Source organism: Nocardiopsis sp. NPDC055879 (genome assembly GCF_053615935.1).
The window spans coordinates 28,912-49,644 of the sequence record NZ_JBSHCT010000020.1 but is presented as its reverse complement, the minus strand read 5'-3'; the positions used below and the strand labels follow the sequence as shown (position 1 = coordinate 49,644).

Genomic DNA, 20,733 nt, shown 5'->3' with positions numbered 1-20,733 from the left:
GGGGACGCGTTCGGCGGGCGTGACCTGGCAGGTCACCGCGCGAGCCGGAGCCACCCCGGCGACCGGGTGGCCGCTCATCTGGTTGTTGGCCGGGTATCCGCTGTGGTGGGCGCTCGGGATGGGCCAGTTCGCCTACTGGCTGTTCGCGGTGCCGATGCTCGCCGAACTGGTGCGCCGACACCGCGCGGTGGGCCTGCGGGTACCACCCTGGTTCTGGTTGTGGGCGCTGTTCCTGGTGTGGACGATGCTCGGTTCGGCGTTGGTGTCGGTGGAGATGCCCGGGACGGTGCCGGACAGCGGCGGCTACCCCGGCGCGATGCTGCGGGTGATCAACTACCTGGTGCTCACCGTGGTGATGCTCTACGTCGGCAACCTCACCGAACGTGAACTGCCGGTCCGTCTGGTGGCGGGGTCGTTGGCGGTACTGTGCCTGGTCACCATCGCCGGCGGTTACCTGGGGATGCTCGCGCCGACGTTCGAGTTCACCGCTCCACTGGAATACCTGTTGCCGGGCGCCCTGGTGTCCGACCCTTACATGCAAACGCTGATCCATCCCGCGTCGGCGCAGGTCATGGACATCTTCGGATATGAGTCGGCCCGTCCGAAGGCCCCCTGGGAGTACACCAACATCTGGGGCTACATGCTCTCCCTGCTGTTGGTATGGCTCATGGTGGCCTGGGTGGCCCAGGGGACCGGCTGGGCACGTTGGGGCGCGCTCCTCGCGGCCGCGGTGTCGGTGGCCCCGATCGTGTACTCGCTGAACCGCGCCCTGTGGGCCGGCCTGGTGCTCTCAATGGCCTTCGGCGCCGCTCAGGCGCTGCGTCGGGGTCGGGTGGTGTTGGTGGGCGCCGGCGTGGTCGCCACCATCACGCTGTTGCTCGCGCTGGCGGTGTCCCCGCTGGCGGACGTGGTACGCGAGCGGGCCGAGAACCCGCACAGCGACGACGGGCGCGCGGCCACCAACGCCGCGTCGGTGGAGGCCGCCGACCTGTCGCCGATCGTGGGCTGGGGCACCACCCGTGAGGGGTTGGGCAGCTCCGACTCGATCGCCATCGGCCCCAGCCCCGAGTGCCCGGGCTGTGGCCAGCACGTGATCGGCAACGCCGGTCAGCTGTGGATGACGCTCATCGCCTCCGGGTGGGTGGGCACGGCCCTGTTCGTGGCGTTCTTCGCACTGGTGGCCTGGCGGTATCGGGCCGCGACGACCCTGGTCGGGCAGGCCGCCCTGCTCACCGTGCTGCTTCTGTTCTGGTACATGTTCTTCTACGTCGCGCTCATGTCCCCGCTCGCCGTCACCATGATCTCCGTCGCCCTGCTGTGGCGGGTCGAGGAACCCCTGGTGGCCGGGCGTCGGACAGCGCGGGCCGGGGGTGCCTGGTGAGGACCGAGACCACCTACCTGACCGATCTGGCCGCCGTACTGTGGCCATGCGGCGGGCTACTCGGGCAGGGAGACGGCAGTGTGCTGCGCATGGCGCCCCGCGACCGGGGCAACCAGTACCTTCCGGTACCCAACGCGCACAACCCGCGGGTGATCCTGCCCGCGGGCAACCGCTCGGTGGCGACCCGGGGCATCACCTCGTTCGCGCAGGGCCACTCCCTCAAGGAACGGCTGCGCACCCTGGTGTTGGCGGGCGCCTTCGCCACCGGGATGGCGCCGCTGCTGCTGCGCGACCGCCTCTACGTGGGCGCGGGTCCGGGCATCGAGCACGCGCTCACCACCGCGCTCGACCGCGAACTCGCCATCGCCATCCACGTGGGACCACCGCGCGCCAACCGCAAACCGGTCCTGCTGCTGCTCACCCCGGGCGGGCGGACCATCGGATACGCCAAGGTCGCCATCAACGAACTCACCGCGCGGCTGGTGCGGGCCGAGACCCGGGCGCTGCGTCACCTGGCAGAGAGACCGATGCGGGACGTGACCGTCCCCCGTCTGCTCTACGACGGCGAGTGGAACGGCCAACCCCTGCTGGTGCAGGAGGCCCTGCCCGTCGGCGACCAGACCGACCGACCCACCCGCCGCCAGCTGCTGCGCTGCGTCACCCAGATCGTCTCCCTCGCCCCGATCCGAGAGCGCCACCTGTCGGCGAGCCCCTACCGGCGTTCCCTGGACGAACGCATCGCCAAGCTGGGTTCGCGCCCGGAGGTCGCGCCCCTGCGCGCCGCGCTGCGCCGGCTGCCCGACGTACTGCTGCCCTTCGGTGCCTGGCACGGCGACCTGACCCGGTGGAACATCGCCGGTACGGCGCGGCGCGCGTTCGTATGGGACTGGGAACGCCTGGCCATGGACGCGCCCGCCGGGTTCGACGCGCTGCACTACAACCTCAACGAGTGCGTCCAGGCGGGGGTCCATCCGGGGGTCCACCGCTGGTTGGACAGCGGTTCACGACTGCTGCGCGACCCCCTCATGGCCGAGCTCGGACTGCGTCCGCACACGGTGTCCACGGTGATGGCGCTGTACCTGATCGACCTGGCCACCCGCTACCTGCACGACCGGCAGGCGGAGAGCGGTGGCCACCTCGCCGCGGTCGACGACTGGCTGCTCCCCGCGTTGGAGGGCCTCCAGGAGAGAGCCGCGCATGAAGCCGCCCACGCCGGCTGATCCGGCGTGGTCCCACCCCGTTCACACCCTCTTCGCCATCCGCCTCTCATCGAAGGAAATCGTGATGCCTCGGGCCACCTCCATGTTGATCCGCCTGGCCGTGCCGGCCAAGCGTGCTCTGCTGCCCATCGCCGACGGGCTGGGCGGCATGACCCGCCACGCCAGGGCGCTGCCGGACTTCCTCATCTGTGGTGCCCAACGTTCGGGGACCACCTCCCTGTTCAAGACGTTGAACCTGCACCCCGCGGCCACCGGCCCGGTCCTGCGCAAGGGTGTCCACTACTTCGACACCGGACACCACAACGGCCTGGACTGGTACCGGTCGCACTTTCCCCTGCGCAACGTCCTGCGCGCCCGATGGGGCCGCCCCCGGATCCGGGTGTTCGAGTCCAGCCCCTACTACCTGTTCCACCCCCTCGCGGCGGAGCGGATCTCTCGTGAACTGCCGGAGACGAAGGTGGTGGTGATCCTGCGCGACCCGGTGGAGCGGGCGTATTCGGCGCACGCCCACGAGACCGCGCGGGGCTTCGAGACCGAACCGTTCGCGCGCGCCATCGAGTTGGAGGATCGGCGGCTGTCCGGGGCGGAGGAACGGCTGATCGCCGACCCGACCCACTACTCCCGCTCGCACCAGCACCACGGCTACGTGGCACGGGGGAACTACGTGGACCAGTTGATCCGAATGGAACGTCACCTCGGCCGCGAGCGGATGCACGTGGTGGACTACGCCGACCTGTTCGACGGCACCTCCCGGACGGTGGCGGAGATCATCCGTTTCCTGGAGCTGCCATCGGTCTCGATGGAACCACCCGGGCGGCACAACGCCCGCAAGAGGGCGATGATGCCCGAGTCCCTGCGAGCGGAGCTCACCTCCAGGTTCGCCGAGAACGACGCCCGGTTGGCCCATTGGTGGGGGCGAACCCCCTCGTGGTGCCGGTGAGGACTTCCGAGCGCCGGTCCGACGGCGGGCTGCGGCGCGTTCTGCGCGGCGGTGTGGTGAACATGGCCGGCGCGGTGGTGGGCGCCGCGCTCAACCTCGCGTTGATCGTGGCGATCACCCGGGCCTTCTCACAGGAGACCGCGGGGTTGCTGTTCTCCGCCACCTCGGTGTTCCTCATCATGGCGGCGGTGGCCGGCCTGGGCGCCCCGGACGGGCTGGTGTACTTCATCGCCCGAATGCGGCTGTTCGGCCGGGCCGGGGGTGTTCCGGCGCTGTTAAGGACGGCCATGGGACCGGCGGTGGTGCTGTCGCTGGTGGTGGCGCTGCTCCTGTTCGTGTTCGCCCGGCCCCTGGCCCAGGCCCTGGGCCCGGAGGAGGCGGCCGCGTACCTGCGCCTGCTCGCCGTGTTCCTGCCGTTCGCCGTGCTCACGGACTCCGCGCTGGCCGCCACCCGCGCCCACCACGACATGGTGACGACGGCGCTGGTGGACAAGGTCGGTCGGCCCTCCGCGCAGTTGGTTCTGGTGGGGTTGATCGTGTTGAGCGGCTCGGCGGGGCTGCTCGCCCTGGCGTGGGCCGGGCCGTATCTGCCGGCGGCGGTGCTGGCCTGGTTCTGGTTGGGCAGGATCGTCCACCGGGCGGGCCCCGATAGGACGGCTCCCGATCCGGACGGCGCGTCGGATCGGGCGCGGACGCAGGCCGAACGGGTCACCCCGGCGGCGTTCTGGTCCTTCGCCCTGCCCCGGGCCCTGGGCGGGGTGGCCCAGATGGGCGTGCAGCGCGGCGGCGTGGTGATGGTGGCGTTGTTGAGCGGGTTGACCGGCGCCGCGATCTTCACCGCCGCCACGCGGATCATGGTGGTGGGACAGTTCGGGACCCAGGCGGTGCTGAACGCCGCCCAACCGCGCTTCGCCGAACTGTTGGCCTCGCGCGACCACACCGGGGTCCGTTCGCTGTACCAGGCGGGAACGGCCTGGCTGGTGTGCCTGACCTGGCCGCTCTACCTGTCGGCACTGGTGTTCGCGCCCGAGGTGATGCGGCTGTTCGGCGCCGAGTACGACACCGGCGCGACCGTGCTGGTGATCGTCTGCGCCGGGCAACTCGCCGCGTCCGTCCTGGGGATGGGCGACCTGGTCCTCACCATGACCGGACGCACCGGGCTGAACCTGCTGAACAACCTGCTCTCCCTCCTGGTCAACGTGGGTGTGTGCGTGCTGCTGGTGCCCTCCCACGGAGCACCCGGTGCCGCCGTGGCCCTGGTGTCGGCCGTCCTGCTGCGTAAGGTCCTGCCGCTGTGGCAGCTACGGACCACGGTGGCACTGCACCCGGTGAGCGGGCCGGTGTCGGTGGCCGTCGGCGGGACCCTGGTGTGGTTCGGCGTGCTGCCGCTCCTGGCCGAGGCGGGTCTCGGTGGCGGGCTGCCCACCCTGGTCCTGGCCGTGGGCGTGGGCGCGCTCGGCCATCTGGCCTCGCTCTGGTGGGCGCGCGACCATCTCGAACTCCACCTACGGAAGTGATCCGCGCTCCTGCGAGCCTCCCCCGACCCCCCTCTTCGTTCATCACCCACAGCAATGAATGGAGTACGAATTGTCCGCGCGTCCGGTTCTCCTAGTGGCCTCCAGCGGCGGCCACCTCACCCAGTTGTGCTCGCTACGCCCCTGGTGGCGGGGGAAGGAGCGGGTGTGGGTCACCTTCCGCACCCCCGACGCCGAGTCCGTACTCGGTGACGAGTCGGTCCGTTGGGCCCACCACCCCACCACCCGCAACGTCGGCAACCTGCTGCGCAACACCGGGCTCGCCCTGCGAACGATGCGCGAACGGCGCCCGTCGGTGGTGGTCAGCACCGGGGCCGGGGTGGCCCTGCCGTTCTTCGTCCTGGCGTGGCTGCTGCGGATCCCGACCGTCTACATCGAGGTCTACGACCGCATCGACACCCCCACGCTCACCGCACGGCTCTGCAGGCCGTTCACCCGTCTGTTCCTCGCCCAGTGGGAGGAACAGCGCTCGTTCATGCCGACCGCGATCACCGTAGGACCGCTCCTGTGACCGAACAGACCACATCCCACCGTCCCCGCCGCGGGGGCGACGACGCCCATCCCGACGTGGTCGTCAGTGTCGGAACCGACCACCACGCGTTCGACCGGCTCGTGCGCTGGGTCGACGACTACGCCCGCCGCCACCCCGACCTGCGCGTGCTCGTCCAGCACGGACACAGCGCGGCCCCGTCCCGAGCCACGGGATCGCCGTTCCTGCCCGGGAACGAGCTGTCCGAGGCCATGGGGCGCGCCGGGGTGGTGGTGTGCCACGGCGGGCCCGGCACCATCATCCAGGCCCGGACCGCGGGCCGCCTACCGATCGTGGTGGCGCGCGATCCGGAGCTGGACGAACACGTCGACGCCCACCAGCTCCTGTTCGCCGACCGGTTGGAGGGGGCCGGGCGGGCCCGCGTCTGCTCGACCGCCCAGCAGTTGCACGCCCTCATCGACAAGGCGTTGTCCTCGCCGGCGGACTTCCGGGTGGACCCGGCCGCCGACAGTGGCCCGGGCGACGCGGCCGAACGCGCCGGGACGCTCATCGACCTGCTCAGCGAACAGGAGGCTCCCGAACCCCGGACCAACCCGACGGGCGCCGACGAGGAGTGGCCGCGGGTGACCGTGGTGGTGCCCACCCGGGACCGCCCCGAGCTGCTGCGCCGTACGCTCCGGGCGGTGGCCGAGCAGGATTACCCGGGGCGGATCACGGCCATCGTGGTCTTCGACAACAGCCGACCCGACGACTCGTTGGCCCGGGACGAGGGCGAACGACCCGTCCGGGTGGTGACCAACTCGCTCACCCCGGGGCTGGCGGGGGCGCGGAACACCGGGGTCCTGGCCGCCGACACCGAACTCGTGGCGTTCTGCGACGACGACGACACCTGGATGCCCGGCAAGCTGCGCACCCAGGTGGAGGTCCTGCGGGCCGAGCCGGAGACCGAGATGGTGTGCTGCGGAATCCGGGTGGTCTACGACAAGGTCGAGACCGAACGGGTCCTGGACCGCACCCACGTCACCTATCGGGACCTGTTGGCGTCGCGCCTGACCGAGCTGCATCCCTCCTCCTTCCTCATCCGCCGGTCCGCCATGGTGGACGGCTGCGGCACGGTGAGCGAGGAGATCCCGGGCAGCTACGCCGAGGACTACGAGCTGTTGCTGCGGCTGGCCAAGCGGGCACCGATCCGCAACGTCCCCGAGGCGGGGGTGCGGGTGCTGTGGCACCGCAAGTCGTTCTTCTCCGAGCGGTGGCAGACCATCTCCACCGCGCTGCGCTGGCTGCTGGAGAAGTACCCCGAGTTCCGGGTGGTGCCGCGCGGATACGCCCGCGTCGCCGGTCAGATCGCCTTCGCCGAGGCCTCGGCCGGGCACCGTGGGGCTGCGCTGAGGTGGATCGGCACCACCCTGCGCACCCGCCCACTCGAAGGACGCGCCCATGTGGCGTTCCTGGTGGTCTGCGGAGTGCCGCCGGGATGGATCCTGCGTCTACTGCACCTGCGCGGCAAGGGGGTCTGAGCACCGCCGGGGCGCGCTCCCGCACCGCGCCCCGGCGGCGTCACCCACTGGGGAAAAGACGTGGTCTCCGCCGAAGGTGGACGGATAGTCTCCGCTCATGGGGTCCGGCACACGGCCGGACGAGAGCGAGGGGGCGCACATGATCAGAGAGGCCACCGACGAGGACGTCGCGGCGGCGGCGGACACGTTGGCCGCGGCGTTCGCGGACTATCCCTTCACCAGGCACACCATCTCCGCCGACGACCACCTCACCCGGCTCCGGGAGTTCCAACGGATCTTCCTCGCCGAGGTCGGCCTGCCGCACGGACGTGTGTGGGTCAGCGAGGACCTGGCCGCGGTCGCCGTGTGGTCCACACCGGACTCCGGCGGGGCCGACGTGGTCATGGAACGGCTGCTGCCGACCCTGGCCGAGCTGGCCGGGGACCGCGCCGAGGCGTACGCGTCGGCCGAGGGGACCATGGAGCGACACCGCCCCGCCGGAACAGCCTGGTTCCTGGGCAGCGTCGGTGTGCGCCCCGAAGCCCGTGGACGCGGGCTGGGCCGTCGTGTCATCGAGGTCGGTCTGCGCGAGGCGGACCACGCGGGCGTCCCCGCCTTCCTGGAGACCTCGACCGACACCAACGTCCGTCTTTACGAATCACTCGGGTTCACGGTGACCGCCGAGTACGACCTGCCCGACGACGGCCCCCGCACCTGGGCCATGTCCCGCCCCGTCGGCGGCTAGTCGCGGGCTTCGTCGTTCTTACGGGACTCGGCGAACTCGGCGAGGCGGCGAACGCGTTCGGGCAGGTTCACATAGGGGTCCTCGCCGGCCAGTTCGAATCCGCGACGGGCGTGCTCGTTGGCGTTGACGCGGAAGTCGCAGCCATCGGAGACCTTGTTGTCCCAAACCTTGACGGCGCGGACGCGTTCGTAGCGCTTGAGGACCTCGGGGATGTCCGCGTACCACTGGAAGGTCTCACGAGCGCCGATGTCGGTGGTGCCCATCTCGCCGATCATCACCGGCTTGTCCGGGTCGATCCCGTGTTCGGGCCCTTCCTCCTGGATCCACTCGTAGGCGGGGGCCAGGGCCTCCTCGAAGGAGTACACCTCGGTCCAGTGCGGCTGGATGTCGCAGCCGGTCATGTTGTACGCCTCCCAGCTGATCCAGTCGACGTAGTCGTTGCCGGGCCACAGGCCGGGGAGCCGGTCGAGGTTGCCCTCCCAGCCGGTCACGTTCCACACCCAGATGACGTTGTCGGCGCCCTCCTCCCGGTAGAGGTCGACGATGTGCCGCCAAGAGCTCACGAACTCCTCGGGGGTACCGCGGCTGTTGTAGCGCTTGTTCGCGTCGGCCTCGTGGTCGAAGGTGACGAAGTAGGGGACCTCGGTGTCGGCGATGGTGCGGGCCTGGGAGCGCAGGGACGAGTCGAATTCCCCGGCGAGGATGTCCGCGTAGTCGATGTCGGGGTGACCCTCCCGGGTGAAACGCCGCGCCTCGATGTTGGTGTGGACGTACCGGCCCTCGGCGATCATGTCGAGTTCCCTCTGGTTCGGCACGTGCGGTTGGTCGATACCCCGCCAGGTGTAGACGATGTCCATGCCCCGACCGGCCGCCTCCTCCAGCTGCGTGATGTCGTCCTGGTAGGGGCTGGCGCCCCACCAGACCCCGCAGGAGGGTTCGAGGATGTCGGAGACGGTGCAGTCGGACTCGACGATGGGCGGCCGCCCCAGGAGGGTCGACGCGTTGGACGCGGACCTCTCCCCCGGCAGCGGTTCGTCTCTCGGGGTGTCCGCGATCGTCGGCTCGTCGCCCGTCCCGGTCAGTCCCAGGACGAAGAGCAGTGCCCCCGTCGCCGCCATGCCTCGTACCGGTCCGCCGCCCACGGCGCATCGCCCCCTGATTTCCCTGACCACAACTCAGAGTGTTCTATCAGTGACGATACGTTATTTTTCGTATATACAACATCCCTCGCGGCCGCACAGCGGACATCAGTACCCATAGCGCCCGCGGAGTGGTGTGGTGACCGCGGCGACCAGACGGCGCCGCCAGGAGGGCAGGTCCTCTCGCCAACGGTGGTCGGCCCGAACACCGACGGGCCCGCTCCGAAAACGCATCGGATTGCCCGAGATCGCGTGCCCCACGGACAAGCGCACTCCCCCCTCCCCCAGGGCGAGCGACGGCCCGTCGTGACCCGCGAACTCCGCGATCCGCCCGAACTCGGCCTCCGGATCGGCGACGAAGTCCTCGTAACGGACCCTCAGGGTGGGGACCCCCAGCCGCGCCAGGGCGTCCATCGAGGCGTTCTGCGTCATCCACTGCACCGCGGCGCGCCCCGCGGTGTACCGCGCCATCTCCTGTTCCTCGCTGGCGGCGGTGGCGTCGGGGCGAACCACCCTCTTGCTCCAGGAGTGGGCCACGGCGCGAGGGTCGCGCACCACGTGCAGCAGTCGCATCCGACCGCCGTAGCGGCGCCGCAGACAGGCCGCCAGGGAGGCGTGCTTGCTGGCGTCGACGATCACCCGCGCCCCGGAGATCTCGGCGACGGCGGCGTAGAGCCGGTGGTACAGGTCGGTGTAGCGCATGCCCCGCGCGGCGACGGAACTCTCGTCGGCGGCCTCGTTGAGCAGGAGCGGCAGGAACCGGGTGCGGTCCACGCTGTCCTTCAGGCTCAGGACCCGGGGCAGGTCCAGTCGTTCCCACCCACCGAAGGCGCGCTTGCCGACCTCCACCCAGAACCCGCAGTCGGCGAACGTCGCGCCACAGCCACAGCGCTCGTTCTCCAACAGGCCGCGGCGCCACAGGTGCACGACCTCTCCGACGGAACAGAACCCGGGCAGCTCTCCGAGGAGACGCTCGATCAGGGTCGAGCCGGAACGGCCCATCCCCCCGACGAAGACCAGTCGATATCCATCCACATCCCCAGGGTATTACTTTCGGTCACTTCATCGGAGCGAAAGGTCACCATTCCCTCGGCTCTCGGAGCACATCCTTCCCAAAGCGACTCCGGGCGTCATAACGTGACCCGGGCCACTCCCGACGCTCACGCACCTGGAGAGACCCCCTATGGCCCGATCCCCCTGGACACGTCGTGCGTTCCTCACCCTGGCCGCGGTGGTCGGAGCCGCCGGGGTCGGGGCGGTCGTCGCCCACCACACGGCCCGCGCCCGCTACGCTCCCCCGATCCCACTCGCCACCGGGGTCCTGACCGTGGCCGACGACGTACCCGCCACCATTTCCTTCGGTGACCACCGGATCACCCTGACGAAGAACGGCCTGGACCTGCGCGACCACCGTGATCGCTCCCTGTGGGCTTCCGGAAGCGCCTTCCTCGCAGTGGTCCACGGCTCGCTCACCTGGCACGAACACGTGGGCCACTTCTCCTCCGAACGCGTCCTCGACTTCGCCGGGACGGACCAGACCGTCACCGAACTGGCCCACGACACCCGGAACGTGACCCTGCGCGGCCGGCTCGCCGGCCCCGGATCCGTCGAGGGTTCCGAGTACACGCTCACCCTGCGCTCGGTGGACCGAGAGCGTCTGGGGGTCGAGGTGGAGGTCCTCGGCGGCGACCTTGTACTGCTGCGTTTCGACCGCGCGGCCGAGGAGGGGATACACGGACTCGGCGCCCAGTTCACCGACTTCGACCTCACCGGCCGCTACGTGCCCGTCGTGGTGCGCGAGCAGGGGGTGGGGCGCGGTCGCGAACCCCTCACCACCCTCGCCGAACTCACCCAGGGCGGCGGTGGCGCGCCGGAGACCACCTACGCCGCCATCCCCTTCGCCGTCACCGACGCCCTGCGCGCGGTGTCGGTGGACACCCACCACCCGAGCGCCTTCGACCTACGTCCGAACGACCGCTTCGACGTGGAGGTGTGGCGCCCCTCGGTCCGAGCGACCCTGTACTCGGGGGACACACCCGCCGACCTGCTACGGGCGCACACCGAGGACACCGGGCGACCCGAACCCCTCGCCGAGTGGTCCGGCGAGGGCGCCGTCGTCGGGGTCCAGGGCGGCACCGAGGCCGTACGCGCCGCCGTGGCCGACCTGCGCGCGGCCGGGGCCCGGATCACCGGTGTGTGGGTACAGGACTGGTCCGGGCAGCGGCGGACCGGGTTCGGTGAGCGCCTGTGGTGGAACTGGGTCCTGGACCGCGAACGCTATCCGGGGTGGGAGGAGCTGGTCGCCGAGCTGGACGCGGACGGCATCCGGATGCTCACCTACGTCAACCCGTTCGTGGTGGACACCTCCGACAAACCCGATCCCGCCCGGCGCGACCTGTTCCACGAGGCGTTGGCCGCGGGCTTCCTCGTGGCCCGTCCCGACGGCGGCCCCTACCTTCTGGACCAGGGCGGGTTCGAGGCGGCCCTGGTGGACCTGACCCATCCGGACGCGTGGGAGTGGTTCCGCGACGTGATCGTCGACGAGGTCGCCGGGGCCGGGGCTTCGGGGTGGATGGCGGACTTCGCCGAAGGGCTGCCGCTGGACGCGGTGCTGCACGACGGGGATCCCAAGGAGTGGCACAACCGTTGGCCGGTGGAGTGGGCACGGCTCAACCAGGAGGCCCGTGAAACTGCCGGGATCCCCGACGCCCTGGTGTTCCACCGCTCCGCCGGAGCGGGTTCGGCCGCGCACGCGGGCCTGTTCTGGGCCGGGGACCAGTTGGTCACCTTCGATCGGCACGACGGGTTCGGTTCGGCGATTCGGGGCCTGTTGTCGGCCGGGGTGTCGGGGATGACCCTGAACCACAGCGACACGGGCGGGTACACCGGCCTGGACCAACCGCTCGTGGGGGTGTCGCGGGACCGAGAACTGCTCCTGCGTTGGGTGGAGACCAACGTGTGGGGGCCGGTGCTGCGCACGCACGAGGGGAACCTGCCGGGAAGCAACGCCCAGGTGTACGACGCCGACTCTCGCGAGGCCTTCGCCGAACAGACCCGGGTCTTCGAGGCCCTGGCCGAGTATCGCCGTGGGGTGGTCGCCGAGGCGGTGGAGACCGGTATGCCGGTACTGCGGCACGTGTGGCTGCGTCACCCCGACAGCGCGGCGGCCCGTTCGGACGAGGTGTTCCTCTTCGGCGACTCGTTCCTGGTCGCGCCGGTGCTCGGAGCCGGAGAGTCGGAGGTGACGGTGACGTTGCCGCCCGGCACCTGGCGACACCTGTGGAGCGGCGATCGACACGAGGGCGACGAGGAGGTGACCGTGCCCGCGCCGCCGGGCCGACCGGCCGTGTTCTTCCCGGAGGGCGACGCCCGGGGTGAGGAACTACGAGAACGCCTCGGTGACCTCGTGGACTGACGCGGCCCCGGGCCGGAGGATGGAACCTCTGGCCCGGGGCCGTCCCGTCGGCTGTCGATCAGTCCGTGTTGCGGACGCGCGGGGTCTCCACAACGCGGTGGGTCCTACAGACCCTCGACGTTCAGCAGAAGGTTGACGGTGTCGCTGGGCACGCCGCTCAGCTTGTCGTCGCCACCGTTGGTGGTCATCCAGTCCAGGATGGTGTCCTGGTCGTCGTCACCCTGTCCGCTCTTGTACAGAGCGGCGGCGCCGGCGACGTGCGGGCTGGCCATCGAGGTGCCGCTGTAGGTGTCGGTCCCGCCACCGGGGATGGTCGACTCGACGTCCACGCCCGGGGCGTAGATGTCGACGGCGGGGCCGTAGTTGGAGAAGGACGCGGCGGCGTCGCTCTCGTCGGAGGCACCGACGGAGACGACACCCTCGGCACCGCCCGGGGAGACGTTGTCGGTGTCCTGGCTCTCGTTGCCCGCGGCCACGGCCACGAACACACCGGAGGCCGACAGGTTGTTGACGGCGTCGTCGACGGCCTGGGAGGCGGGGCCGCCCAGCGACATGTTGGCCACGGCGCCGGCCTCGGCGTTCTCGGCCACCCAGTCGATACCGGCGATGACGTCGTCGTAGGAACCGGAGCCGTCGTCGCCCAGGACCTTCACGCCGACCAGGTCGGCGCCGGGGGCGACACCGTAGGTCTCGGAACCGACCGTACCGGCGACGTGGGTGCCGTGGCCCTGTCCGTCCATGCCGTCGCCACCGCTGGCGTCGAAGCCGACCGAGGCGCGGCCACCGAACTCGGGGTGCTCCGGGTCGATGCCGGTGTCGATGACGTAGACCGTGCTGCCGGAGCCGTCGGCCTCGGTGGTGTAGGAGTCGTCCAGGGGCAGGTCCTCCTGGTCGATCCGGTCGAGACCCCAGGTGAGGTTGATCTCGGCCTCGCCGACCTGCTCGATGTAGGCGACGCCGTCCTGGGCCCGCAGGTCCTGGACCTCGGAGCCGCTCAGCGAAGCCGAGTAGCCGTTGATGACCTCTTCATAGGTGTGGTTCACCTGGTCGGAGGAGATCCCCAGGGACGAAGGGGAGACCGAGGAAGTGGTGATCGAGTCCTCCAGGACGACGAACCAGTCGCTGCCCGTGGCGGAGGAGGTGGTGTAGACCGGCGCGAGGTCGTCGGCGCCGGCGGCGGTGGCCCCGGTGAGGGCCATGGGGATGGTGAGCGCGCCGACCGCGACGGCGCCGATGGCAACCCTGCGGGTGGGGTGCTTCTTCACGCGGTTTCCTCCTTGCGGGGGTGATGGGGGTTCCAACACAGACCGTTCTCACCGTGCGTATTCGCTCGATTGCGAACTGCCTGTGATTTGGACACTTTAGGCAGACTTGAACCTCGATTTCCATACTTGTGGAGATTTTTTCTTCGAGTCTCATTCATCCCATGTCTGACAAAGGGCGCCGAAACCGCCGCCCCGGCCTGACAAACCGCCAGACCGCCACCCTCATAACCGGCCCTAACGCCCGGTAACTTCGACCCCATGGTGGACACCATTCACACGGATCAATTCGGTACCGCGAACCGGAAAACCGCATCCTAAACCTTTACGTTCGGAAATCCAGACGTAACATTTCACCTTTGTTCGACGCGATCGGATCATCCTTCCCGACCGGAACACGAGAACGGGACCGTCCGAGGACGATCCCGTTCACGAAGCGTGTCTGGACGGCCGAACGCTACTCGGCCTTGACCACCATCCCGGCGCCCACCGTGACGTTGGTGGCCTCGTCGATGAGGATGAACCCGCCGGTCTGCCGGTTCTTCGTGTACTCGTCCACGAACAACGGCTGGGTGGAGCGCAGTCGGACCCGACCGATCTCGTTGAGCGCCAGGTGGTCGGCCCGCTCGTCACGGTGCAGCGAGTTGACGTCCAACCGATAGCGCAGATCCTTGACCATCACCTTCGCGGTACGGGTCGTGTGCTTGACGATGAGCTTGGAGCGCGGGGTGAGCTTTCGGGTGTCCGTCATCCAGCACACCATCGCCTCGATGTCCTGGGAGACGGTCGGGGTGTTGTTGGGGCGGCAGATCATGTCGCCCCGGGAGATGTCGATGTCGTCCTCCAACAGGAGGGTGACCGACATGGGTGAGAAGGCCTCGGAGACCTCGCCGTCGGCGGTGAGGATCCGCGACACCCGCGTGGACAGCCCCGAGGGCAGGTGGGTGACCTCGTCGCCCGGCTTGAGCACACCACCGGCGAGCCGGCCGGCGTAGCCGCGGTAGTCGTGCAGTTCGGGATCGTCCGACCTGTGCGGACGGATGACGTACTGCACCGGGAAGCGCGCGTCGATGAGGTTGCGGTCCGAGGCGATGTGCACGTTCTCCAGGTGGTGCAGCAGCGAGGGGCCCGCGTACCAGGGCGTGTTCTCGGACCTGCTCACCACGTTGTCGCCGTGCAGCGCCGAGATCGGCACGAACGTCAGGTCGCGCGTGTCCAGCTTGGCGGCGAACTCGGTGAACTCGGCCTTGATCTCCTCGAAGCGGTCCTGGGAGTAGTCGACCAGGTCCATCTTGTTCACCGCCAGCACCAGGTGCGGCACCTGGAGGAGGGTGGTGAGGAAGGCGTGGCGACGGCTCTGTTCCTGAAGACCCTTGCGGGCGTCCACCAGGATGATCGCCAGGTCCGCGGTGGAGGCGCCGGTGACCATGTTCCGGGTGTACTGGAGGTGCCCGGGGGTGTCGGCGATGATGAACGTGCGCTTGGGCGTGGCGAAGTAGCGGTAGGCCACGTCGATGGTGATGCCCTGCTCCCGCTCGGCTCGTAGACCGTCGGTGAGCAGCGCCAGGTTGGTCTGTTCCTCACCGCGGGCGACGCTGGTGCGCTCCACGGCGTCGAGTTGGTCCTCGAAGATCGACTTGGAGTCGTACAGCAGTCGGCCGATGAGGGTGCTCTTGCCGTCGTCGACGGAGCCCGCCGTGGCGAACCGCAGGATGTCGTTGGTCATGTACCTGGTCCAATGTGCGAGGAGTGAGAAGGTCGAAGCGTAGACACCGAAGGTTCCTGACTTTTAGGACTTTTAGGGCGCCCGAACACGACTAGAAGTAGCCCTCGCGCTTGCGGTCCTCCATGGCGCTCTCACTGGCCCGGTCGTCCGCCCGCGTCTGACCACGCTCGGTGATCCGGGTCGCCGCGATCTCGGCGATGATGTCCTCCAACTCCACGGCGTTGGACTTGACCGCGCCCGTGCAGGTCAGGTCGCCGACGGTGCGGTAGCGGACGGTCTCGTTGAAGGGGACCTCGGTCTCGTCGCGCTGGATGAGCGGGGAGTCGGCGAGGAGGATGCCGTCGCGCTCGAACACGCTGCGCTCGTGCGCGTAGTAGATGGAGGGCAGCTCCAGCCGTTCGCGCTTGATGTACTCCCACACGTCCAGCTCGGTCCAGTTGGAGATGGGGAAGACCCGGATGTGCTCGTCCCGGTTGATCCGGGTGTTGTACACGTCCCACAGCTCGGGACGCTGGTTCTTGGGGTCCCACTGGCCGAACTCGTCCCGGAAGGAGAAGACCCGTTCCTTGGCCCGGGCCTTCTCCTCGTCTCGACGGGCACCACCGAAGGCCGCGTCGAAGCCGTTCTCCTCGATGGCCTCCAACAGGGCTGAGGTCTGGAGCCGGTTGCGGCCGGCCCAGCGCCCGGTGGGCTCCACCACCTTGCCCGCGTCGATCTGCTCCTGCACCGAGGCGATGACCAGGCGCACCCCCGCCTCGGCCACACGGCGGTCGCGGAAGTCGATGACCTCCTCGAAGTTGTGGCCGGTGTCCACGTGCATCACGGGGAACGGGATCGCTCCCGGCCAGAACGCCTTCTCCGCCAGACGCAGCATGACGAGAGAGTCCTTGCCACCGGAGAAGAGCAGCACGGGCCGCTCGAACTCCGCGGCCACCTCGCGCATGATGAAGATGGACTCTGCCTCGAGCACGTCCAGCTGGGAGAGCTGGTAACGCCCGAGGGTCTGCTGACTGGCCTGACCCATGAAACCCGCCTTAGAAGTACCGACACACATGGCCGGCCCCACCGCGGAGGGTCGTTCGGTCAGCCCCCCGCGTGAGGGCCGGCGCTGTCAAGGTCCGCGCCGTCGCGGATGCTAGCCAACAACATACCCGACAATTCCGATCGACATACAAGGACATCGGGGAGTAGTGGATCGGCTACGTTATAGCGAAGTTCGGAGCCGTCGATCCGGGAGGTGTGCAGCCCGGCGGCGCGCGCGACCGCGACCGGGGCCGCGCTGTCCCACTCGTACTGGCCCCCCGCGTGCACGTAGATGTCGGCCATGCCGAGCAGCACGGCGCAGATCTTCGCCCCCGCCGACCCCATCGGGATGACCTCGGCGCCCAACTGGGTCGCCATGCGCTGCACGAAGGCAGGTGGTCGGGTCCGGCTGGCGGTGATGCGCAGCCGTTGCCCCTCCGGACGTTCCTCCGGCAACCACGGTGGGTCGACCGTGGACAGGCAGCTGCCCTGCGCGGGCAGGGCGACCGCCCCGGCGACCAGGTCGCCGTTCTCCCACAGCGCCACGTGCACGGCCCAGTCGGTGCGACCTGGCTCGGAGAACTCCCGAGTGCCGTCGAGGGGATCGATGATCCACACGCGATGCGCGTTCAGTCGCGCCGGGTCGTCGGCGCCCTCCTCCGACAACACCGCGTCGCTGGGTCGCAGGCGACCGAGCGTGGAGAAGAGGAACTCGTGCGAGGTCCGGTCGCCCAGTGTGCGCAGGACCTCGGGCTCGTCGAATCCGTGGCGGGCTCGTAGGCGCAGCAGCAGCTGTCCGGCCTCGCTCGCCAGGTCTCGGGCCACCTCATGATCGTTTCGGATGCTCTTCACCGGCTAGTATGCTCCCGCCCCACGGATCACCGCTGACCACGTCTTCCACAGGATCTGGATGTCCAACGTCAGCGACCAGTTTTCCACGTACCGCAAGTCCAGACGGACCGATTCCTCCCAAGAGAGGTCGGAACGACCGCTGACCTGCCACAGGCCCGTCAACCCCGGTTTGACCACCAACCTCCGTCGAACGTCGTGCCCGTACCGGGCGACCTCCTCCGGCAGCGGCGGCCTGGGACCGACGAGCGACATCTCTCCGCGTACCACGTTGAGGAGCTGCGGAAGCTCATCGAGGGAGTAGCGGCGCAGCCACGTCCCCACGGACGTGACCCTGGGGTCCCGCCGCATCTTGAAGAGCACACCGTCGTGCTCGTTTCGGGATTGGAGCACCGTCTTCAGCGCTTCGGCCCCGACCACCATCGTACGGAACTTGTAAACAGTGAACTCGGTCCCGTCCCGTCCTACGCGTGTCTGGCGGAACAGGACGGGACCGCCGTCCTCGGCACGGATCAGGACGAACAACACGATGTACACGGGCGAGAGCAGGACGAGGGCGAGGATCGCGGCGCAACGGTCGAAGGCCCCCTTGAACAACCGTCGGGCACCGACGAGTTCGGGGTGCTCCACGTGTAGCAGCGGCAGCCCCGCGACCGGACGGATCGTGGTGCGCGGACCGGCGACCTCCATGAGGGCGGAGGCGACGGTGAGGTCCGTCCCCGTCTTCTCCAGCCGCCAGGCGAGCCGGCGCAGCTCCACCCCGTCCATCTCCGGACAGGCCAGTACCGCGACGACGTCCGCCCGGACCAGTGCGGCGGCGTCGGCGGCTTCGGAGAAGGTGCCCAGGACCGGGCATCCCTCCACCTCGGTGACACCGGCCTCGTGTTCGGGCAGGCACACGCCGACGACCACCATGCCGTGGTAGATCTCGTCGCGAAAACGGGTGATGAGCTCGCCAGCGGCGCTGCGGTGGCCGACGACCACCACGCCGCTGACGCACCGTCCGGCGCGGCGGCTGCGGTGCAGGGCCTTACGGCGCGCGTAGCGCAGGCCGAGGCCGAGCAGGACGATGAGCGGCAGGGTGATGAGCACGTAGCCGCGGGCCAGGTCGAACTTGACGGCGTAGGCGCCGATCGCGACGGTCGCGGCGAGCACCGCCCCGGCCATGGCGACCCGACGATATTCCTCCGTGCCGACTCCGAGGAAGCGACGTTCGTATCCGCCGCCGAGAAGCACGAAGAGCACCCACACCGGCGGGAAGACGAGTCCAAGGAGCAGATAGGGCGCGGTGGCGTCGGTGCCCAGGGAGCCGTGGAACCTCACGGCGACCCCCGCGAAGCAGGCCAGGAGCGCGGCGAGGAGATCGAGTCCGATCAGATCGACGACGTAGCGGCGCAGCCAGCCGTCGGCCCGGGGTACGGGTCCGGGTCGATCGACGACCCGAATTCGGCGCGGTCTCGGGCCGGCGCCCCATACCGGCGGTCCCTCTGGTCCTACGGTCGCACGGACGTCGGCGGATGGTCCCGCCACGACCGTGGGCTCTTCCTGGATGGTCCCACTACCTGTGATCACGCACTCTCCCAAGACCACGTAAGGCTTCGGTTACTCACGATGGGTAATCGCCCCTGGCGCCATGGGACTCACGCGGAGGGTATGAGCGGGGCGTGCCGTCGGGCGCAAAGTACGTACCGCCAACCCGAACAGTAACCAAAAGTAGTGGAAAAGTCGCTTGGAGTTGCCACGCGAGGCGGAAGAAGTCCCGTTCCCGGCAAGAATGTGGCTGTCTTGAGACCGGGACCGGCCCCACCGAAGGGGACATCTCGGAGGCCGAGCCCACCAGGACCGAAACCCGTCACACAGCGCGACGCCCCGCCCGGTGGTACCGGGCGGGGCGTCGATGAGACAGTTCGGAGGCTAGGCCAGGGCCGGGTTCATCACCGCGGCCAACCGCAGGTGCGGTCGGGCCGACTCCCGCTCCCCCTGACGCTGGAGCGTGCGCCCCAACAGCAGGTGGGCGTAAGCGTCGTCGGCCCCCTCGGAGACGAGTTGCTCCAGCGTGCGGCGGGCCCGACCCAGCTGAGCCGAGTGGAAGTAGGAGCGCGCCACCAGCAGGCGGAGCGCCGGGTCCGAACCGTGTTCGTCCATGAGCGGGCCGAGCAGTTCGAGGGCGCCCAGCGGGTCCCGCAGGGCGAGCAGGGCCTCGGCCCGTCGCATGCGTTCCACCTCCTCGGGCAGCTCCCGAGGTCGCCGGGCGGCGGCCTCGGTCAGGAAGTCCACGATCAGCGCCGGGTCCTGGGCCCCGGACAGGGACATCCCGTTGACGACGAAGGTCGGGGAGGTGCGCACCCCCTCGGCCTTGCCGATGAGCAGGAGTTCACGCACCCTACGGTCACCGGCCTCGGCCGAGAGCTCACCGCCCCGGTCAGAACCGGCGTCGGCGGCGATCGCGGCCAGCACGGCGTGGTCGGCGATGTCACGGCCCTCCACGAAGTGGGCGCGCAACAGCCGCTCCACCACCACGTCCTGGAGCGCGGGGCCGCCCTCCTCCTCGGCCAGGGCCAGCAGACGGTGGGCGTCGTGGGTGTTCGCTCGCCAGGCGGCGCCCCACTCACCCTCGATGCCCTCGGCCGCGGCCAGTTCGGACACCTGGAACAGCTCGCCGTCGGCGGCGTCCCCGGATTCCGGACCACAGGACCGGAGGGCCTCCTCGACGAAGGGGTCGCGCATGACCTCGTCGATCGGCTCGGACACGGCGGGAGCGGTGGGGTCGATTCGGTAGGGACGCCACACGACCTCGGCCGACTCTCCGGTCCAGCCCTTGAGCGCCCTCTCCAGACGGCGCTTGCCGATGTACGCCCAGGGGCAGACCGGGTCCGCCCAGATCTCGATTCTCATGTCGCCAAGATAAACGACACTCGTTGCTAAAGCAACACCTGTTGTTTATGCTGTGGGTCATGAACCCCGACGATCCCCGGGTACGCCGGACCCGCCAACGCCTGCGCGCGGCACTGTTGTCCCTGGCCGCGGAACAGGAACTCGCCACCGTCACCATGGCCGCCGTCGCCCGCAGGGCCGAGGTCAACCGGGCCACCGCCTACCAGCACTACGCCGACCTGGACGGGCTGGTCGCCGACGCCATGGAGGACGCGGTGGCGCACGTGGCCCGTTGCGCGGTGCTGTGCCCGCTCGACACCCCCGGCGACGCGACCCCCGAGCCCCTGGTCGACCTGTTCGCCCACGTGGTGGAGAACGCCGTGCTCTACCGACGGATGTTCGCCGAACGCGGCAGCGCCCGCTTCGCCGAACTCCTGCGCGAACGTGTCGCCGGCGCACTGGTGTCGGGGTTCTCCGAGGGACGGCGCCCCGCGACGCATTCGCGGGTCCCCCCGGAACTGCACGCCTCGTTCGTTGCCGGCGCACTGGTGGGCGCGATCGCCGTCACGGCCGAGGGTGGCCGCTCCCCCGACATCGACGCCCGCGACACCTGGCTCCTGCTCACCCGCTGACCC

The 20,733-nt window shown here is 69.6% G+C and carries 17 protein-coding genes; 9 read left to right on the top strand and 8 right to left on the bottom strand.

Features of this window, described 5'->3' with window-relative positions; genetic code table 11:
- The first annotated feature begins 19 nt into the window (after positions 1-19).
- From ACWGKS_RS22785 to ACWGKS_RS22755, 7 genes are all read left to right on the top strand, one after another.
- Complete coding sequence (locus tag ACWGKS_RS22785) at positions 20-1,381, top strand: ligase (protein WP_452455209.1); 1,362 nt, start codon at positions 20-22, stop codon at positions 1,379-1,381.
- On the top strand, positions 1,378-2,601 hold the full coding sequence (locus ACWGKS_RS22780) for a phosphotransferase (RefSeq protein WP_358510373.1): 1,224 nt from the start codon (positions 1,378-1,380) through the stop codon (positions 2,599-2,601). The genes ACWGKS_RS22785 and ACWGKS_RS22780 overlap by 4 nt, the downstream gene beginning before the upstream one ends.
- A 64-nt stretch (positions 2,602-2,665) precedes the next feature.
- On the top strand, positions 2,666-3,541 hold the full coding sequence (locus ACWGKS_RS22775; protein ID WP_358510376.1) for a sulfotransferase family protein: 876 nt from the start codon (positions 2,666-2,668) through the stop codon (positions 3,539-3,541).
- Positions 3,511-5,058 (top strand): lipopolysaccharide biosynthesis protein, encoded by a 1,548-nt coding sequence (locus tag ACWGKS_RS22770; protein WP_452523992.1) that lies wholly within the window; start codon positions 3,511-3,513, stop codon positions 5,056-5,058. Before ACWGKS_RS22775 ends, ACWGKS_RS22770 begins: the two co-directional genes overlap by 31 nt.
- A gap of 70 nt (positions 5,059-5,128) precedes the next feature.
- Complete coding sequence (locus ACWGKS_RS22765) at positions 5,129-5,587, top strand: UDP-N-acetylglucosamine--LPS N-acetylglucosamine transferase (protein WP_358510381.1); 459 nt, start codon at positions 5,129-5,131, stop codon at positions 5,585-5,587.
- Positions 5,584-7,086, top strand: coding sequence for a glycosyltransferase (locus ACWGKS_RS22760; protein ID WP_358510384.1), 1,503 nt, complete (start codon positions 5,584-5,586; stop codon positions 7,084-7,086). Before ACWGKS_RS22765 ends, ACWGKS_RS22760 begins: the two co-directional genes overlap by 4 nt.
- A 139-nt stretch (positions 7,087-7,225) precedes the next feature.
- Positions 7,226-7,810: a GNAT family N-acetyltransferase gene (locus tag ACWGKS_RS22755; RefSeq protein ID WP_358510473.1), complete on the top strand. Its 585-nt coding sequence runs from the start codon at positions 7,226-7,228 to the stop codon at positions 7,808-7,810.
- On the opposite strand, the gene ACWGKS_RS22750 is transcribed toward ACWGKS_RS22755, so the two are convergent.
- Together ACWGKS_RS22750 and ACWGKS_RS22745 are read right to left on the bottom strand one after the other, a co-directional pair.
- Positions 7,807-8,928 carry a glycoside hydrolase family 26 protein gene (locus tag ACWGKS_RS22750; protein WP_358510476.1) on the bottom strand — a complete coding sequence of 374 codons (1,122 nt, stop codon included), beginning with the start codon at positions 8,926-8,928 and terminating at the stop codon, positions 7,807-7,809. The two genes, ACWGKS_RS22755 and ACWGKS_RS22750, sit on opposite strands and share 4 nt — an antisense overlap.
- Before the next feature lie 129 nt (positions 8,929-9,057).
- Positions 9,058-9,984, bottom strand: coding sequence for a sulfotransferase (locus ACWGKS_RS22745; RefSeq protein ID WP_358510387.1), 927 nt, complete (start codon positions 9,982-9,984; stop codon positions 9,058-9,060).
- A gap of 148 nt (positions 9,985-10,132) precedes the next feature.
- On the opposite strand from ACWGKS_RS22745, the gene ACWGKS_RS22740 reads away from it, so the two are divergent.
- Positions 10,133-12,364: an alpha-glucosidase gene (locus ACWGKS_RS22740; RefSeq protein WP_358510390.1), complete on the top strand. Its 2,232-nt coding sequence runs from the start codon at positions 10,133-10,135 to the stop codon at positions 12,362-12,364.
- Positions 12,365-12,468: 104 nt separating this feature from the next.
- Here ACWGKS_RS22740 and ACWGKS_RS22735 read toward each other — a convergent pair whose 3' ends face one another.
- The 6 genes from ACWGKS_RS22735 to ACWGKS_RS22710 all read right to left on the bottom strand — a co-directional run bounded on the left by ACWGKS_RS22735 (position 12,469) and on the right by ACWGKS_RS22710 (position 20,119).
- Positions 12,469-13,629 (bottom strand): S8 family peptidase, encoded by a 1,161-nt coding sequence (locus ACWGKS_RS22735; protein ID WP_358510393.1) that lies wholly within the window; start codon positions 13,627-13,629, stop codon positions 12,469-12,471.
- 454 nt (positions 13,630-14,083) lie between these two features.
- Positions 14,084-15,352, bottom strand: a complete 1,269-nt coding sequence (gene cysN / locus ACWGKS_RS22730; protein ID WP_358510396.1) for a sulfate adenylyltransferase subunit CysN — start codon at positions 15,350-15,352, stop codon at positions 14,084-14,086.
- Positions 15,353-15,443: 91 nt separating this feature from the next.
- Positions 15,444-16,376, bottom strand: a complete 933-nt coding sequence (gene cysD, locus ACWGKS_RS22725) for a sulfate adenylyltransferase subunit CysD (RefSeq protein ID WP_452523988.1) — start codon at positions 16,374-16,376, stop codon at positions 15,444-15,446.
- A gap of 59 nt (positions 16,377-16,435) precedes the next feature.
- A complete protein-coding gene (locus ACWGKS_RS22720) occupies positions 16,436-17,227 on the bottom strand; it encodes a 3'(2'),5'-bisphosphate nucleotidase CysQ (protein ID WP_358510402.1) in 792 nt (263 codons plus the stop codon).
- A gap of 3 nt (positions 17,228-17,230) precedes the next feature.
- Complete coding sequence (locus ACWGKS_RS22715) at positions 17,231-18,796, bottom strand: sugar transferase (protein ID WP_358510404.1); 1,566 nt, start codon at positions 18,794-18,796, stop codon at positions 17,231-17,233.
- A 342-nt stretch (positions 18,797-19,138) separates the two neighbouring features.
- On the bottom strand, positions 19,139-20,119 hold the full coding sequence (locus tag ACWGKS_RS22710; protein ID WP_452523986.1) for a DsbA family protein: 981 nt from the start codon (positions 20,117-20,119) through the stop codon (positions 19,139-19,141).
- A gap of 59 nt (positions 20,120-20,178) precedes the next feature.
- Here ACWGKS_RS22710 and ACWGKS_RS22705 point away from each other — a divergent pair, with 59 nt between their 5' ends.
- Positions 20,179-20,730, top strand: coding sequence for a TetR/AcrR family transcriptional regulator (locus ACWGKS_RS22705; protein WP_358510410.1), 552 nt, complete (start codon positions 20,179-20,181; stop codon positions 20,728-20,730).
- Positions 20,731-20,733: the final 3 nt, after the last annotated feature.

Excerpts from the sequence above, each read along its gene's own strand:
- cysN (WP_358510396.1), bottom strand. The coding sequence starts at position 15,352 with ATGACCAACGACATCCTGCGGTTCGCCACGGCGGGCTCCGTCGACGAC.
- ACWGKS_RS22740 (WP_358510390.1), top strand. The coding sequence starts at position 10,133 with ATGGCCCGATCCCCCTGGACACGTCGTGCGTTCCTCACCCTGGCCGCG.
- ACWGKS_RS22705 (WP_358510410.1), top strand. The coding sequence starts at position 20,179 with ATGAACCCCGACGATCCCCGGGTACGCCGGACCCGCCAACGCCTGCGC.
- ACWGKS_RS22755 (WP_358510473.1), top strand. The coding sequence starts at position 7,226 with ATGATCAGAGAGGCCACCGACGAGGACGTCGCGGCGGCGGCGGACACG.
- cysD (WP_452523988.1), bottom strand. The coding sequence starts at position 16,376 with ATGGGTCAGGCCAGTCAGCAGACCCTCGGGCGTTACCAGCTCTCCCAG.
- ACWGKS_RS22750 (WP_358510476.1), bottom strand. The coding sequence starts at position 8,928 with ATGGCGGCGACGGGGGCACTGCTCTTCGTCCTGGGACTGACCGGGACG.
- ACWGKS_RS22710 (WP_452523986.1), bottom strand. The coding sequence starts at position 20,119 with ATGAGAATCGAGATCTGGGCGGACCCGGTCTGCCCCTGGGCGTACATC.
- ACWGKS_RS22775 (WP_358510376.1), top strand. The coding sequence starts at position 2,666 with ATGCCTCGGGCCACCTCCATGTTGATCCGCCTGGCCGTGCCGGCCAAG.